This is a genomic window from Rubeoparvulum massiliense (assembly GCF_001049895.1).
Taxonomy (GTDB): Bacteria; Bacillota; Bacilli; order Rubeoparvulales; family Rubeoparvulaceae; genus Rubeoparvulum; species Rubeoparvulum massiliense.
Genome location: NZ_CVPE01000006.1, coordinates 40089 through 55430 on the forward strand (window position 1 = coordinate 40089; position 15342 = coordinate 55430).

At 45.5% G+C, this 15342-nt stretch carries 16 protein-coding genes; 12 read left to right on the top strand and 4 right to left on the bottom strand.

What is annotated here, in order from left to right:
• Window positions 1-22: 22 nt before the first annotated feature.
• Window positions 23-544: a signal peptidase I gene (gene lepB, locus BN1691_RS08010; protein ID WP_048601737.1), complete on the top strand. Its 522-nt coding sequence runs from the start codon at window positions 23-25 to the stop codon at window positions 542-544.
• Here lepB and BN1691_RS08015 read toward each other — a convergent pair.
• On the bottom strand, window positions 539-1465 hold the full coding sequence (locus BN1691_RS08015; protein ID WP_048601738.1) for a hypothetical protein: 927 nt from the start codon (window positions 1463-1465) through the stop codon (window positions 539-541). The two genes, lepB and BN1691_RS08015, sit on opposite strands and share 6 nt — an antisense overlap.
• Window positions 1466-1653: 188 nt before the next feature.
• Here BN1691_RS08015 and BN1691_RS08020 point away from each other — a divergent pair, with 188 nt between their 5' ends.
• From BN1691_RS08020 to BN1691_RS08060, 10 genes are all read left to right on the top strand, one after another.
• Window positions 1654-2703, top strand: a complete 1050-nt coding sequence (locus tag BN1691_RS08020) for a M42 family metallopeptidase (RefSeq protein WP_390621638.1) — start codon at window positions 1654-1656, stop codon at window positions 2701-2703.
• 196 nt (window positions 2704-2899) lie between these two features.
• The gene (locus BN1691_RS08025) at window positions 2900-4426 is read left to right on the top strand and encodes an MFS transporter (protein ID WP_048601739.1); all 1527 of its coding nucleotides are present in this window, start codon (window positions 2900-2902) and stop codon (window positions 4424-4426) included.
• Between the two features lie 201 nt (window positions 4427-4627).
• Entirely contained in the window at window positions 4628-5530 is a 903-nt protein-coding gene (locus tag BN1691_RS08030) for an EamA family transporter (RefSeq protein ID WP_048601740.1), read from the top strand.
• 65 nt (window positions 5531-5595) lie between these two features.
• Window positions 5596-5847 carry a hypothetical protein gene (locus BN1691_RS08035; RefSeq protein WP_048601741.1) on the top strand — a complete coding sequence of 84 codons (252 nt, stop codon included), beginning with the start codon at window positions 5596-5598 and terminating at the stop codon, window positions 5845-5847.
• 142 nt (window positions 5848-5989) lie between these two features.
• The gene (locus tag BN1691_RS08040) at window positions 5990-7345 is read left to right on the top strand and encodes an alanine/glycine:cation symporter family protein (protein WP_048602733.1); all 1356 of its coding nucleotides are present in this window, start codon (window positions 5990-5992) and stop codon (window positions 7343-7345) included.
• Between the two features lie 138 nt (window positions 7346-7483).
• Window positions 7484-8881, top strand: coding sequence for an argininosuccinate lyase (argH, locus tag BN1691_RS08045; protein ID WP_048601742.1), 1398 nt, complete (start codon window positions 7484-7486; stop codon window positions 8879-8881).
• Window positions 8882-8989: 108 nt separating this feature from the next.
• On the top strand, window positions 8990-9127 hold the full coding sequence (locus BN1691_RS14405; RefSeq protein ID WP_147545783.1) for a YqzM family protein: 138 nt from the start codon (window positions 8990-8992) through the stop codon (window positions 9125-9127).
• 150 nt (window positions 9128-9277) lie between these two features.
• Window positions 9278-9469 carry a hypothetical protein gene (locus BN1691_RS08050; RefSeq protein WP_048601743.1) on the top strand — a complete coding sequence of 64 codons (192 nt, stop codon included), beginning with the start codon at window positions 9278-9280 and terminating at the stop codon, window positions 9467-9469.
• Window positions 9470-9522: 53 nt separating this feature from the next.
• Window positions 9523-10179 (top strand): tRNA (guanosine(46)-N7)-methyltransferase TrmB, encoded by a 657-nt coding sequence (gene trmB / locus BN1691_RS08055; protein ID WP_048601744.1) that lies wholly within the window; start codon window positions 9523-9525, stop codon window positions 10177-10179.
• Window positions 10180-10422: 243 nt separating this feature from the next.
• On the top strand, window positions 10423-11034 hold the full coding sequence (locus BN1691_RS08060) for a histidine phosphatase family protein (protein ID WP_048601745.1): 612 nt from the start codon (window positions 10423-10425) through the stop codon (window positions 11032-11034).
• A 26-nt stretch (window positions 11035-11060) separates the two neighbouring features.
• Here BN1691_RS08060 and yunB read toward each other — a convergent pair whose 3' ends face one another.
• On the bottom strand, window positions 11061-11795 hold the full coding sequence (gene yunB, locus BN1691_RS08065; protein ID WP_048601746.1) for a sporulation protein YunB: 735 nt from the start codon (window positions 11793-11795) through the stop codon (window positions 11061-11063).
• A gap of 235 nt (window positions 11796-12030) precedes the next feature.
• Between yunB and BN1691_RS08070 the strand changes: the two genes are divergently transcribed.
• Window positions 12031-12369, top strand: coding sequence for a hypothetical protein (locus tag BN1691_RS08070; RefSeq protein ID WP_048601747.1), 339 nt, complete (start codon window positions 12031-12033; stop codon window positions 12367-12369).
• Window positions 12370-12695: 326 nt separating this feature from the next.
• On the opposite strand, the gene BN1691_RS08075 is transcribed toward BN1691_RS08070, so the two are convergent.
• Both BN1691_RS08075 and BN1691_RS08080 read right to left on the bottom strand, forming a co-directional pair.
• Window positions 12696-14570 (bottom strand): hypothetical protein, encoded by a 1875-nt coding sequence (locus BN1691_RS08075; protein WP_048601748.1) that lies wholly within the window; start codon window positions 14568-14570, stop codon window positions 12696-12698.
• Complete coding sequence (locus BN1691_RS08080) at window positions 14567-15139, bottom strand: RNA polymerase sigma factor (protein WP_048601749.1); 573 nt, start codon at window positions 15137-15139, stop codon at window positions 14567-14569. The genes BN1691_RS08075 and BN1691_RS08080 overlap by 4 nt, the downstream gene beginning before the upstream one ends.
• Window positions 15140-15342 lie beyond the last annotated feature (203 nt).

The window sequence follows — 15342 nt, forward strand, 5'->3', positions numbered from 1 at the left end:
TGTGTATATTGGAGGCTTTTGTATGCGTGAATCAGTGAAACGTGAAATTATCAGTTGGATAAAATCCCTTGTGATCGCAGTAGTGATCACGTTGATCATTGTCAATACTGTCTTTACAGTCAGCGTTGTACAAGGAACATCGATGCAACCAACCCTTGAGAATCATGAACGGCTTTTCCTCAATCGCGTTCCTTACTATTTTAATGAGCCTAAGCATGAAGATATCGTGGTTTTTCCGGAGCCATTCAGTCTTGAAAAACGCTATTTAATCAAGCGGGTTATTGGCACACCTGGCGATGTAATTGAGATCCGTGATGGCTATGTCTATCGTAACGGGGAGAAATTAGACGAAGTATATACCGATGTCATCGTGGAAAATGGTGATATGGATCCGATTACCGTGACACCTGGGCATGTCTTTGTCCTCGGCGATAATCGTCATTTTGGCGGTAGTATGGATAGCCGCTATTTCGGTCTCATTGCGATCTCAGATATTGAAGGTCGGGCTGACTTTGTGATCTTTCCTCGACCACGGCTCCTATGATGCAGGGATCTCCTGCCGTAGCTGATGTAGTTTCCCATCCTTGGTCTGATAAATAACGAGGAGATGGGAACCAGAACGATGAATTAAAATGAGAGGGATGGTACTACCAATGGTAGAGGCCGTCCCTTCTTCATTAGCACCGACAACGAGATAGTGATAGAGTCCTTCCCAGAGGCGACCGATGGCTTCCATGCTTTGCTTCATGGTAAGACCAGGTAGGGGCTGCTTGAGATAGCTATTCAATGCTGTAAGGGGAATCACTTCATATTCATCGCCATGAAGCTTGAAGCTTTCAATGGCTTGCTGCAAGACCTTCTGCAGCTTCTTTTGCAGCTGGCGGTCAAAGACCACTTTCCAGCTCTGCTCTTCTGGCGTAACAGCCTGACTAAAGGAGTGAAGGGCACCTTTCTTCTCAGGGGCAGCGATTACATAGCGCGTATCAGCAGAGAGGGCTTGTTGACCGGTGATCTGATCATTCTCATGGAACTCCGCATGATGATAGGTTATGGCATCAAAGCGATGGGGGTTGGCGGCTTCCTCCTTTACGGATTGAACTAGAGTAGCGGTATTCTCCTTCCAATTAAATAACTTACCAATCAATTCTCCATCTTCATAGAGAAGAGCCACATCTTGACGAAGGTAGGCAGGCTCATTGGTTTTCGAGGTGGTAGCTAGCTCCATATCATAGCGGTTTCCTTGGCGGGGCTGAAAGCTAAGATGGGTGGTAAAGTCGGTGAAGTATCGCTCTGAATCAAGGGGGAAGAACTTCACCACGGCGATGGGCTCATTGGAGAAGGGAAGCCATTGTAATAAGCCATACAGAGGGATGAGATGAAGTAAAAAGAGGAGCATCATGATCCGTAGTCTTGTTCCATGCTCAAGCAGCCGAAAGCCTGTTTTTTGCTTCTGTTTGTTTCTCATTTTATTCCCCCTCGCTATCATGGAACTTTGCATATATCCTCATATTTCACTCCATATATATGGGACAAGGGGAGTAAATAGAACATTAGCAGGGTGTCTTCTCTCCCGTTTACAAAGGGGAGGGAAAGGTGGATAATGGTACATATCATTTTTCCATTCTAATTCCATAGGGAGAGGACGTGTCAGTCGTGGCCATATCAGTGGAATATATGGTGAATGCGTTAGTGAAGTTAACATCCATTCCTAGTCCTACAGGCAATACGGGACGTGCTATCGCATGGTTAGAGCAAACATGCAAGCAGTTAGGCGTAGAAACAAGACGTAATCATAAAGGAGGCTTACTCCTTACCTTGCCTGGGGTGAATGATGAGCAACAGCGCTTTCTCACAGCCCATGTGGATACACTAGGTGCGATGGTAAAGGAGATTAAATCCAATGGACGTCTATTACTCTCCATGATCGGCGGTTTCCGTTGGAATGCGGTGGAGGGAGAATATGTAGAGGTAGAGACATCGGATGGTCAACGCTTTACAGGTACCATCCTTTTGAAGCATGCCTCTGTCCACGTCTATAAAGACGCAGGTAGCATGGAACGAAGTGATGATAATATGGAGGTTCGTCTCGATGTGGATGTGAAGAATGCTGATGAGGTACGGGCATTGGGCATTGCTGTAGGGGATTTTGTGAGTTTTGATCCCCGAACCCAGGTGACGGAGAGCGGCTATATTAAATCTCGTCACATCGATGATAAGGCAAGTGCTGCCATCTTATTAGGCGTGATGAAATATTTACAAGAAGAGAAGATCGCCTTACCCTATACCACTCATATTCTGTTTAGCAATAATGAAGAGATCGGCTATGGTGGGAATTCCAATATTCCAGAGCGTGTCGTCGAGTATCTCTCAGTAGATATGGGAGCCATTGGGGAAGGGCAAACCACGGATGAGCATTGTGTCTCCATCTGTGCGAAGGATTCATCAGGTCCTTACCATTATGGCTTACGGAAGCGCTTGGTCGAGCTGGCCAAGCAGGAGGAGCTCTACTATCAGGTGGATATCTACCCCTATTACGGCTCTGATGCAAGTGCAGCCATGCGCTCAGGTCACGATTTGGTTCATGGACTGATTGGACCTGGTGTGGATGCCTCTCACGCCAATGAACGGACCCATCAAGATGCCATGGTGAACACTGCTCGTCTGGTCTTGGCCTATCTGCTGGATCAACGAATTGGTGGCTAATCGAAGAGTTGAGAAGAAGCGATTTTAAAAAGTGCCGGCGAACATTGTATGATAAGTTCGCCGGCTTTTTTGTTAATCATTATTATTGACAGATGAGATTGAGAATGATAATCTTACACCATGAACACACGTTCACGGATTTATTATCAGGTTTGTTGGTCATGCTATTCATAGATTTATTTGAGGTGATTAAAGGATGGATAAGAAACAGAAGTACATCTTGGTAACCTTCTTACTTGGAGTCTTTATGGGTGCTCTCGATCAGGGGATTATTACACCTACGTTTAGCTCTATCGCGGAAGGCTTTGGGATTGAATATAATCTCGCAGTTTGGGGTCTAACCATTTATACATTATCTTATGCTGTTAGTATTCCCATTATGGGGAAATTAGCTGACCGTTATGGTCGTAAACGTCTCTTCATGGTTGGTGTAGGATTGTTTGGCTTAGGCTCATTCGTTGCAGGTACGACCGGTAACTTTTATCTCTTTTTGGCAGCGCGGGCCATTCAAGCCATTGGTGGCGGAGGGATCTTCCCCATTGCCAATGCACAGGTAGCAGCCACATTCCCACCGGAAAAACGGGGTGTAGCCCTAGGAATGGTGGGCGCCATCTTCGGAATCGCTTCATTGATCGGCCCGAATCTTGGTGGATTAATTATCGATTTCTTTGATTGGCAATGGGTATTCCTGATCAATGTGCCTATCTCCATTATCTTAATCCTGATGAGCTTGAAGATCGAAGAGACAAGGGAAGCAGTGCAACGTCCCTTGGACCTTGGCGGTGTACTGGTAGTTAGTATCGCGATTTTCTGCTTAATGTACGGTATTACCCATTTGGATCGGAATGATCTTGTAGGTAGCCTGCTGGGTATTAATGTGTGGGGCTATTTTGTAGCTGTGCTTCTCTTAATTCCCATCTTAATCTTCGTGGAGAAAAGAGCACAGGATCCAATCTTGAATCTTCAGTACTTTACTCAGCGTAATACGCTAGTTACTTTACTGGTTGGTTTATCTACAGGTCTTTTGATGTCAGTGATGTTCTTCGTTCCGCTCTTTGCTGAGACAGTGGTAGGTGTTGATAAAGGAACAGCAGGCTATTTGATGACGCCTTTGGCCCTTGCTTCAGGGATCGGAGCACCAGTGGGTGGTGCCCTACTGCATAAGCGTGGCCCGAAGCTTGTGATGCTCTCTGGGTTCTTGGTTGTAGGGTTATCATCGCTGGGAATGGCCTATGCAGTTAGTGGTGTGGTTAGCTTTATCATCGTTACCTTTGTTATGGGCTTTGGTTTCGGTCTTGTTATTGGCGCACCACTTAATGAAATGATGTTCCGCAACGTGGATAAGCATGAATCCGCTTCAGCATTAGCTAGCTTAAGCTTGTTCCGTTCTATCGGTACCTCCTTAGGGCCAACCCTTGCTGGTGCTATGTTAGCTGGCGTTGGTCCAGAGATTGGTCGTCGTCTCTCTACACTGATGCCAAGCGGCATGACAGGCACAGCGATGTCCGGTGGAAATATGAATTTTGATGCAGGAGCATTAGAGGAGATGACTGCTTCTATCCCAGAGCCAGCACGAAGTGAGGTACTTGGTCAGATTGAAGCTCTGGTTCATGAGGTATTCCATGCTAGCTTCACAGACCTCTATATTTTAGGAATTGTGTTTGCTCTTCTTGGAACGCTCCTAATCTTATTCTATCGCGATAAAAAGAGTACCCAACAGTAACAAATAGCCATTAAAAAGTAAAATAAGAACTGCTAGTCACTACGATTATCTCGTGCTATAATTAATTTTAGTGATTGAGCGAGTATGCTTGCAGCCTGTCCATGTGACAGGCTGCTCTACTTTTTCTTTACAAGAGCTTATATTCTCCCAACTCGACACAGCATGAGAGCGAGAAGATTGGAACAGAGTGAGGGATCGATAATGCAGTTGAGATATAGTTTGATGGTTCTGGGTGGAGGGATCTGCTATGGCTTCCTTTCCACGATTACCAAGTTCGCTTATCAAGCAGGTTTTACTGGAAAAGAGGTAACCGGGAGCCAAGCCTTATTAGGAGCTCTGTTCTTGTGGGTGGTTCTTTTTCTAATCCAACGGGGAAGAATTCAAGTTACTAGCCGGTCAGCAATGCAGCTTCTACTTGCTGGTACTACCATGGGATCGGTTTGGATCTTTTACTATTATGCACTGGAGGAACTACCTGCCTCCATTGCGGTGGTTTTACTCTTTCAATTCACTTGGATCGGCGTGATTCTCGAAGCCATTGTGGAGCGACGCTTTCCAAGTAGGGAGAAGTGGCTAGCCCTGACCTTTATTATGGTTGGAACAGTTCTTGCTGCCAATCTTACAGGCGCCTCATTCCACCAATTAACCATAAAAGGCGTGATCTACGGGCTGATCTCTGCGGTAAGCTATGCATTTTTTATCTTTTTTAGTGGCCGCGTTGCAATCGGTGTACCTTCACTATTACGTAGTACCCTGATGGTAACAGGAGGAGCACTCTTGGTTCAGATAGTAAATCCTCCTACATATCTCTTGAACGGGCATTTTGTAAATGGACTTTGGAGCTATAGCATCAGTATCGCCTTGATCGGCGCAGTGCTCTCAACCTTACTCTTCGTCATTGGAACACCGCATATTGGTGGGGGACTTGCTACCATTCTTGGTTCAGCTGAGATGCCATCGGTCCTCATCGTATCTCATCTGTTCTTACATGAAACGGTGACCAGCATGCAATGGCTAGGGACGCTACTCATCCTATGTGCCATCGCTTTGCCAGAGCTGAAGCAGCTTTGGCGCAGTGCTGCCCATTTTTCCGTTAGTAGGTAGGAATACAGGCAATTCCCTTCCACGGACATACGCTGAGAGTAGACTAACGGGAAGGAGAGATGACCATGGGTCAGTATCATTGCGTCAGTTGTCAGGAATATTTAGAAAAAGCGCAGTATTATCATCAGATGATGGAACGGAATAAGTGCTGCGATGATAAAAAGTTCCTATACGCCTATAAAAAATACTGCCATTACTGTAAGAAGGCTGCAGAGTGCCAAAGGCGCTATCCTCAGCCCATGCCCTACTTTGGCTATCAAGGCTTTCAGGGTCAACAATTCCAGACATACCCAGGATATCCAATATCCAGTCCATAAAAGTGCCCTTTGGGCACTTTTTTATCATTTTTAAAAAATAATGCTTGACATTCACTCGAAAGATTCTGAAAATTAGACATATACTCTTTTTGAGGCTTGATAATATTGTTTGAAGGAGTGGTTAATTTTGGAAGAAAGGATTATGGAGATTCTCAAGGCGATTGATGATATCGTTTGGGGTCTCCCGCTCATCGTTCTCCTCGTGGGAACAGGTGTTTTTCTAACATTGCGTCTCGTCTTTATTCAATTTCGTATGTTACCTTATGCCATGCGTTTAGCCTTTGGCTTTAAGCAAGACAAGGAGTCCAAAGGGGACATTTCCCACTATCAAGCACTGACTACTGCTCTTGCAGCAACGGTGGGAACAGGGAATATTGCAGGTGTGGCTTCGGCCATCTTTGCTGGTGGTCCTGGTGCCCTCTTCTGGATGTGGATGTCCGCCGTTTTTGGGATGGCAACCAAGTATGCGGAGGCATTACTCGCCGTAAAGTATCGGATCGTGGATAAAAAAGGCCAGATGGCTGGAGGTCCCATGTACTATATTGAACGTGGGCTCGGCTGGAAGTGGCTCGGTGTGCTTTTTGCAATTTTTGGAGCCATTGCTGCCTTTGGTATTGGAAACCTTGTACAAGCCAATTCCATCGCCGAAGTGACCCATGCAGATTTTAACATTCCATACTGGGTTGTAGGTCTTATTCTCATGCTCTTCATCGGTCTCGTCATCTTGGGTGGGATTAAGAGCATCGGTCGTGTTACGGCATTTTTTGTGCCCATCATGGCAATCTTCTATACTGTTGGTGGATTAATCGTTATCTTTGGTAATTTGGAAATGGTACCGGAGGCATTTCGTCTCATTTTTCAAGATGCGTTTACTGGCTCAGCAGTGGCTGGGGGGATTTTAGGAGAGACAATCCGTCAAGGGGTAGCCCGCGGTCTCTTTTCCAATGAAGCAGGTCTCGGTTCTGCACCAATCGCAGCTGCCGCTGCAAAGACTGATTATCCTGCACGGCAAGCACTGGTCTCAATGACCCAGGTCTTTATTGATACGATCATCATCTGTACCGTTACTGGATTGGTCATTATTATGAGTGGATTATATGATACAGCTGGCTTGAAAGGAGCGCAGCTTACCAGCGCCTCCTTCGTCAACTTTATCGGGACAACAGGGGCCTATCTGGTTACTATCGGTCTTATCTTCTTTGCTTCCTCCACCATTATCGGATGGGCTTATTACGGGGAGAAGTGCTTCCAATATCTCTTCTCTTCACAACGAGCCATTCAGGTTTATCGTACCTTCTTTGTTCTTGTAGTCTTTGTTGGTTCTGTAGTTAAAATCGATTTGGTATGGACGCTAGCTGATATTATGAATGGGTTAATGGCCTTCCCCAACTTGATCGGGTTAATTGGCTTATCTGGTGTCGTGGCACTAGAGACCAAGAAGTTTATGGAGGTTCGTGAGCAAGAGAGAATTGCGGATCGTTTGAGCAGGCAAGCCTAATCAATAAGCAAGTAGTAAGGCAGGGTGCTTGGGAGGGCATGCCTGCCCTTTTTTATATGATTTGAATGGACATGAAGGTATAAATATAATAAAATAAACATGTTTATACATTCGTGTTCAACAGAGGGAGGAAGTAGAATGAGCAAACTTTGGGGTGGTCGTTTCACCAAAGCAACTGATCATTTGGTGGAAGAATATACAGCATCGATCACATTCGATCAGAAGATGGCGCTCCATGATATCCAAGGGAGCATTGCCCATGTGACGATGCTAGGTGAGACGGGGATTATCCCTCAGGATGAAGCAAAACAGATTGCAGCAGGTTTACAGCAGATCGAGAAAAAGGTGCAGAAGGGCGAGGTGCAATTCTCCATTGAAGATGAGGATATTCATATGAATATCGAGCGTCAGCTTCATGAGCTCATCGGACCTGTAGCAGGGAAGCTACATACAGGTCGTAGTCGGAATGACCAGGTTGCCACCGATATGCATCTCTATTTGCGAGATAAGGTGGAAGGGATCATTGAAGCTCTACAGCAGGTGCAGCTAGCCTTGTATGAGCAGGCGGTGGAGCATAAGGAGACCATCCTTCCTGGCTATACCCATCTTCAACGGGCACAGCCCATCTCCTTCGCCCATCATCTTTTAGCTTATTATTGGATGATCCAGCGAGATAAGGAACGCTTTCAAGAAAGCATGAAACGGATTAATATCTCACCATTGGGAGCGGGCGCTTTGGCTGGGACTACATTTTCCATCGACCGCAGACGTACGGCTGAGCTACTGCAGTTTGCCAAGGTCTATCCCAATAGCCTAGATGCAGTCAGTGATCGAGACTTTATCATTGAATTTTTGGCCAATGCATCATTGCTCATGATGCATATCTCACGCCTATCTGAGGAGCTGATCCTCTGGATGAGTCAGGAATTCCAATTTATCGAGCTAGATGATGCCTATTGCACAGGCTCAAGCATCATGCCACAGAAGAAGAACCCTGATGTACCTGAACTACTCCGTGGCAAGACAGGTCGTGTCTATGGGAATCTCATCTCCCTCCTCACGGTGATGAAGGGATTACCTTTAGCCTACAATAAGGACCTACAAGAGGATAAAGAGGGTATGTTTGATACGGTAGAAACCCTCGAGGGTGCTTTACCATTATTGGCAGGCATGCTAGCCACCATGAAGGTGAAGAAGGAGAAGATGCAAGCAGCTGTCTGCAAGGATTATTCCAATGCTACGGATATTGCCGATTACCTTGCTACGAAGGGAATACCCTTCCGTGAAGCCCATCGTATTGTGGGAGAAACGGTTCTCTATGCCATTAGTCAGGGTAAGTATCTCTTGGATCTCAGTATGGAGGAGTTCCAACGCTTCTCACCACAGTTCCAAGAGGATGTCTATGTGGTTCTCCAGCCCCAACATGTGATGGCAGCTCGTCGCAGTGAAGGTGGTACCTCACCTGAAGCGGTAGAGCAGCAGCTCAATCTCGCTGCCCATCTGTTACAGGAAGATGGCGTGCTGAAGCATCAATAGGGTTTTTCCCTTGATTCCTTCTCAATATTTGGTACAATAGAAGCAAAGCATAAGGGAGCTAGTTCTGCTTTGTTGCAAGGAGAGCTACCGTTAGAGGAGGAATAAGAGATGAAGATTGAGAACCCAAGCGAAAACAGTCATCCTCAGCAGCATGATGTGGTAGATAGCTTAGTTGGTTTCTTAGGAAGTTTTGGTCTATTTGCCCTCATGGCGCTTGTGGCAGGAATATTATCAGCATTTAAATAATTATTAAAGAAAGCTTACTTTAGTGTAGTAAAAAAGCCACGTTCATCGCTGTATGAACGTGGCTCTTTATATGATATAATAATACGACTTAGGAATATCATCGATGACCGATTCATCACAAGGATTCAAAATTAGATAGGAGGCACGGCGATGCGACCATTCCAATCATTAACGCCGATGGAGAAGACCCTCTATATTCTTGGAGGTATTGCGATCATCATCGCGTTCTTTGCGATTGTAGGCTTTGTCTTACAAATTATCATTCCCATCCTTGTAGTGATCTTTTTGGTTCTGCTCATCATCTATCTGATCAACCAGATCATGATGTCTCGCCGTCGTTAGCGACACCCAAATGAGTGAAGAGTCAATTCAGTTTAGGGAAATGAGGGAGAGTTATGCGCTTACGCCATGATCCAACAGCACGGGAGAGGTTACTTGCTTATCCTTTTTCCTATGAGAAAGAGACAGTGACACCCGGAGCATGGCAAAATCACTTTCCTCAGAATCAACCGCTTCATGCAGAGTTCGGTTCAGGAAAAGGTCAGTTTATTACCACATTGGCTGCCCGCCATCCAGAGAATAATTATATCGCTGTGGAGCTTCATGCAGAGGTGTTACTCAAGGTGGCTCAGAAGATTGAAGAGCAAGGGTTGACCAATGTGGTCTGTTTATTAGCCAACTTGATGGAGGTAGATCGGCTCTTTGCGCCTGATGAGCTATCTCGGATCTATCTTAATTTTAGTGATCCATGGCCGAAGAAGCGGCACGCAAAGCGGCGCTTAACCCATGAGACCATGATCCAGCATTACCAATGGATCTTAGCACCAGAAGGTGAGATCCACATCAAAACAGATAATCAGGATTTCTTTGAATTCACGTTGAATCAATTGGCCACATGTGACATGAAACTACAAAATATTACTCTCGATCTCCATCGTAATACACCTGAAGGGATGGAGTTGGTGATGACAGAGTATGAAGAGAAGTTCGTGGCCAAGGGGCAACCCATCTTCCGTTGTGAAGCACGGCAGCGAACAAGCGATTCAAAGTAAACACAAGGCAGGAATTCCTGAAAATGATCCCGCTATGGTAGTCAATGCTCCTAGCGGTTTTTTCATTCCTTGTTCACTTCTATTTTTATGAACGGCTGGATAATTATCATGATGAAGGAGAAACACACAAGAATGTCAAAAAGGGGAGAAAGTTGTGAAGGAATTGTTTGAAATATGATAGAATAAAACAAAAAGAAAGATTAGGAACGGTTCGGAATTGCTGGGGAATAAGGGGGGAACGCAATGAGGCTAACCATCGTACGACATGGCGAATCATTGGGAAATGTTCAGAGAGTCTTGCAGGGGCAGCAAGATTACCCATTGACAGAACGGGGAAAGCAACAGGCGGACAAGGTGGCAAGACGCTTGGTGAAAGAGCCCTTTGATGTGATTCTGTCGAGCGATCTTACACGGGCCTATGATACAGCGTTGGCCATTGCCAAGTATCACCGCTTGCCTGTAATCAAGATGAAAGAGCTTCGTGAATTCCAATGGGGTATCCTTGAGGGTCTTACACAGGGTGAAGTGGTGGAACAGTACCCGGACCTCGTAGATGAGGATTGGGGTAATTCTGGTCTGCATGGGGTGGAAGGAAGAGAAGCGATCCGTCAGCGTGCACGGCTCGTAATCAATTTGCTCCTTGATGAATACTTGCATGATCGGGTTTGCCTCGTCTCCCATGGTGGTTTTATCAATGCTTTAATTATGGAATTATTAAATATTGAGTGGGATGGAGCGGTTCCCTTTGCCTTTCATAATACCTCTGTTTCCCAAGTTCAGTTCTATACGGAGGAACGCTTCCGAATCCTCTACTTGAATGATACCTCCCATCTGGGCCCTATGGATAATATGTAGCCATAGGGCTTTTTTTGATCCTGCTACTAATTAATCGGAATAGAGATGGGAGATTGGAGGGGGATCTGTGTGTTACCACCGCCACTGCCTTGGTCGCCATAGTTCAGATAGATATGGGGTACTTCACCGACGATAAGAGAGAAATGAATGGGAATCTGCGAGGTGATCACCTCTGGCTCCGTAGCAAAGGGGAGGATCACGCGGATCTCTACCGTGAACTGCATATAGATGGAGAGCAGGACCATATTGATCCCAGCATTCTCTAGTTCCCGTGTAATATCCACCTTAACGTTTCCCCGTGGTTCGATGATGATGGGAAGTTTCGGCCCAAGCTGTGCGAGAATATTACTATTCAACGCTTGCCCCAGCGGTAATTCTAGGCGCTCTTTTTTGATGGCGCCAATGGTGCTTTCCACAGTGGCAGTTGCCTCACCAGCAACTCGTGCCAGCTTGGAGTAATCGAGGATCACATTGCGAATCATCTCCGATTCATCTCGTTCAATCTGAATCATATCGAGGTAGTTAATATTCTCTGCGATTTTTTTATTGATGGAGGCGTTGAGGGCTTCTGTGGCAATCTGCTTGACCCGAGATTTCGCGATGGTCATAAGCTGTGGCCGTAATTGCTGCTCTACGATGCTAATCCCAATGACAGAAAGAGTAAAAATGATCAGCATAGGGATGAGAATGCGAACGATTAAGAAATATTTGAATGAAAAAGGGGGCTTCACTCGGTTTTTTCTTGTGCCCCGTAGGATCATGGGGATTCCTCCTCCAACTGGCTTAAAGTGCGTAGAACTTGGACGATACGATATCATCTCTATGCACAAGTTGAGGATTCCATGCACAAGCAGTAGGAGATTTGACGAGAAGTGTGGAAATTGGCGGAAAACCCTTGCAAAAGGATCGAAAATGACATAAATATAGTATGGACAAACTTTTTTATGACTTACGAATAACAATCATAGAATGGAAGCAACATGAGGAGGAACCATGATGAACGATTTGGAAGTTAGACAGCCATTTCCCAGTTCTCTTTCGTTCACAGTTGATAAATTGCGAGGCGAACAACCATTTCAATTTTTTTATGCCGAAATCAAAGAAGGAACCATCTATCTTTTTTCCAAAGTGACACCAGGTGGACTAATTGAGTATCAAGTGGTGCTTAGCGATCGTGAGAAGAGAACGATGGAGGTGGAAGAGGGAGAGGGCGATATCTTTCAGTTTCATGAGCTAAAAAAGCTGTATGAGCAAGAGGTGCTCATGAAGCAGGATCAGCGTTGGCAGGAGAATGATCTAGCTTTTGCCATGTATGATACGCAATATATTCACTAAACCAATAAAGGAAATCCCCTATGGCAAAAAGCTGAACAAACCGCGCTGTATAGAGGAAAGTACCGACTTCGGAGACGCTATTTTTCCAATATAAGTCATGTATTTTACACAAATTACTGAAAATTACTATTGAAACTCGTTCTAATATCATTTATTCTTAATATGTAATCTAAAACACTCTTTCGGTTGAGAGATTACACTACTTGATGGGTTCGGAATTTCCGAACCCTCTTTTTTTATCTGTATTTGATTTATTTTTTTTAGTATTGACCTCGGGAGTCACCCCGAGGTTTTTTTATATCGGTTGAGAGAGTACTTCTGAGATACTATTTTGTTTGGGAGTTATATCTAGTGCTAGAGGAAAACTGATAACCGATAAGATGTGTGCCTGATGGACCATCCACTACCCAGATTGTTAGTAAGAACGGTTGAGCTGTTGGTAACTGCTGCGAAGCTACACCATAGGTAATCTGTTGAATGGACTGCTGTGCAAGATTCTCCTCTGCATTACGTGAGAGGGGGAAGGGGAGATGATTCTCCACTTGTGCTAAATCCAGGGATTGGTGGCGAATTAATTGGGTTACCTCATATTCGCTCCAATTTGCCTTTATATCGTCTCCAGGGAAGGGGTAGTCCTCTAACTGTCCAGGAAGGATAAACTGCTCGTATAGCCCAACCTCGTCATTCTGAATCCATTGCAGGATCGCAGGTCCATAGGAAAGGGGATCCACAGGTAAATGCGTTTCAGGATGGAAGGCAGCGGATGTTAGACGGATGCTTCGCCTCACTTCCAAGTATTGATTCTCCAGCCACCCATAGGTAATCAGTTGTTTCCCAGTGGCATAATAAGGCGGTTGACTGATGGTGACCGTTGGGTAGGAATAGAGCGGATCATTAATCTGTGGCGCCTCTACACTCCAGCCTTCGAGCAATGGCTGCCAAAACCCTTGATAAAACTGATAGATGAGATAGTAACCACTTTGCGATCCAATCGTGTCATAGAGCAATAGCTCCTTGCCACCATTCTGATTCAGGTCCTGCAGTTGAATATTGACACCTCGTTTCCCTTCTCCTAGCGCTGTACCAAAGCGAGGATCCACCATGGAGTAAAGGGCATTGACATCTGCAGGTGCCAGATTTTGAATGTAGGAAGCATGCTCTGGTACATAGTAAGTAAAGTTTCCTTCTGGCAATTGATAGGAAAGCAAGTAGCCTCTCTCTGCATCAGACCAGAGGGGAATGACCACTTGGAGCTGATCCAGTGTTGGCAGTTGACGAAAGCCAATCAGCTCAGGAGGTGTGATACTTCCAGTTTGCCACCCTTGGAGTTGTTTCCCGATACTGGCGATCGCGGGGATCCAATTGGTTGAGCGGGTCCCCTGTTGGTCGAAGTGAATCAGATAGCTGGCACCGGAATTTAATTGGATTAAGACTCCCTCCGTAGTGGTATAAGAAGTAGCAATGGTCTGCCCCTCAGCGTTTTTCAGATATATACGGGTCATTCCACGACTGTCTTCCTTCAATTGCTCCCTCCCATGTTGGAGAAATAGGGATTTCTGCTCCATTGTACAAGGGATGGCTTGGCCCAAGCTGCTGAGCATCTGCTGGTAGAGTGGATCCAGACTGCTTCCTGAATTGTTGAGACGAAATAGGATAGTCTGGTCATCAAGCTCTAATTGTAGCTTCTGCACATTTTGTAACTGCAGGAGGAGTGCTTGGGGGTCACTCAGAACTTCCATAACCATGGGCTCACTGGAGAAGACAGTTCCAGTGTACTGTCTGTATACAGGTGCTCCTAGAGCCTGCATTGTCTTGTGTACAGTGATTTCCACTTCCTTGGGCTCCGTCTGCTGTGTCTCGGATGCTGCCAAAGAGGGAGAGCGATCGATCAAACGCTCCTCTGGATTCTTGGATAAATCATTGCCCTGGATGGCTTGCTCGCCATTCATGATGCCTGCAGGATGATTAAAAAGATGATTGGCCACAAAGAAAAGAAGAAAAATAGATGCGATCCCAGTAAAGGTCCGCCAGTCCCAATGCTTTCTAGTAGCTTGGTGTGGTGCTGCTGGCTGTGTGGAAAGTGGCATGTTCATTCGTTGCAGAATACGCTGGAACTCTTGCTCTCGTACTTCTTCGGGAGGGAGGGAACTGACGAGAGAGCTGATCTGACGCTCTAGAATCGTTCTTTTTTCTTCTTTCATTGAGCTTCCACTCCCTTCATGTGCTGCTCCAGTAACTGCTTACGAATCTCTTGTAGACCTCGATGATAGCTCACCTTCACATCGGATATGGTAAGATCGAGAATCAGTGCGGTCTCCTTAATGGAGCACTCTTCAAGCAAGCGGAGAATCACGACCTGACGTTTTTTCTCATCAAGCAATTGAATGGCTTCAATGAGCTCCTCTTCCTGAACACGAAGGAGGACGATATCCTCTGTGGCCACAGCAAGCTCCTGTCTGCTCTCTGCATCCCAGGTGGCCTTCTCCACCTTACGATCCCAGTTCTGCTGCTTGCGCAGGAATTGCCGAATCTCATTGCGAGCGATGGAGAGCAGCCAAGTTTTGATGCTGGCATCCCCGCGAAACTGCTCAATACGTGTGAAGGCCTTATAAAAGACCTCCTGAAGGATATCTGCTACATCCTCCTCGTTGAAGCATTGCACGCGAATGAAGCGATACAGAATGGGATAGTATGTATCAAAAAATTGGCGTATGACCTGCTGGTTTTGATTACGGATTCCCTCAATATAGTACCGATTCTCCTCCAACATGAATCACGTCCTATTTCTCTCTTGTCATCTTGTTAGATACAAGGAGTTATCATTAGGTTACATGAAATTGGTTCTATGTAAAAATTCTTATTTTTACATCGTTCATTCTTCTCTTTTCTTCACTTTCGTGTATCATAGTAGTAATACCTGCCGAACAAAGCATGAAATATTTGGGATATTGACTCCCGTTGCTAGCCATAGAG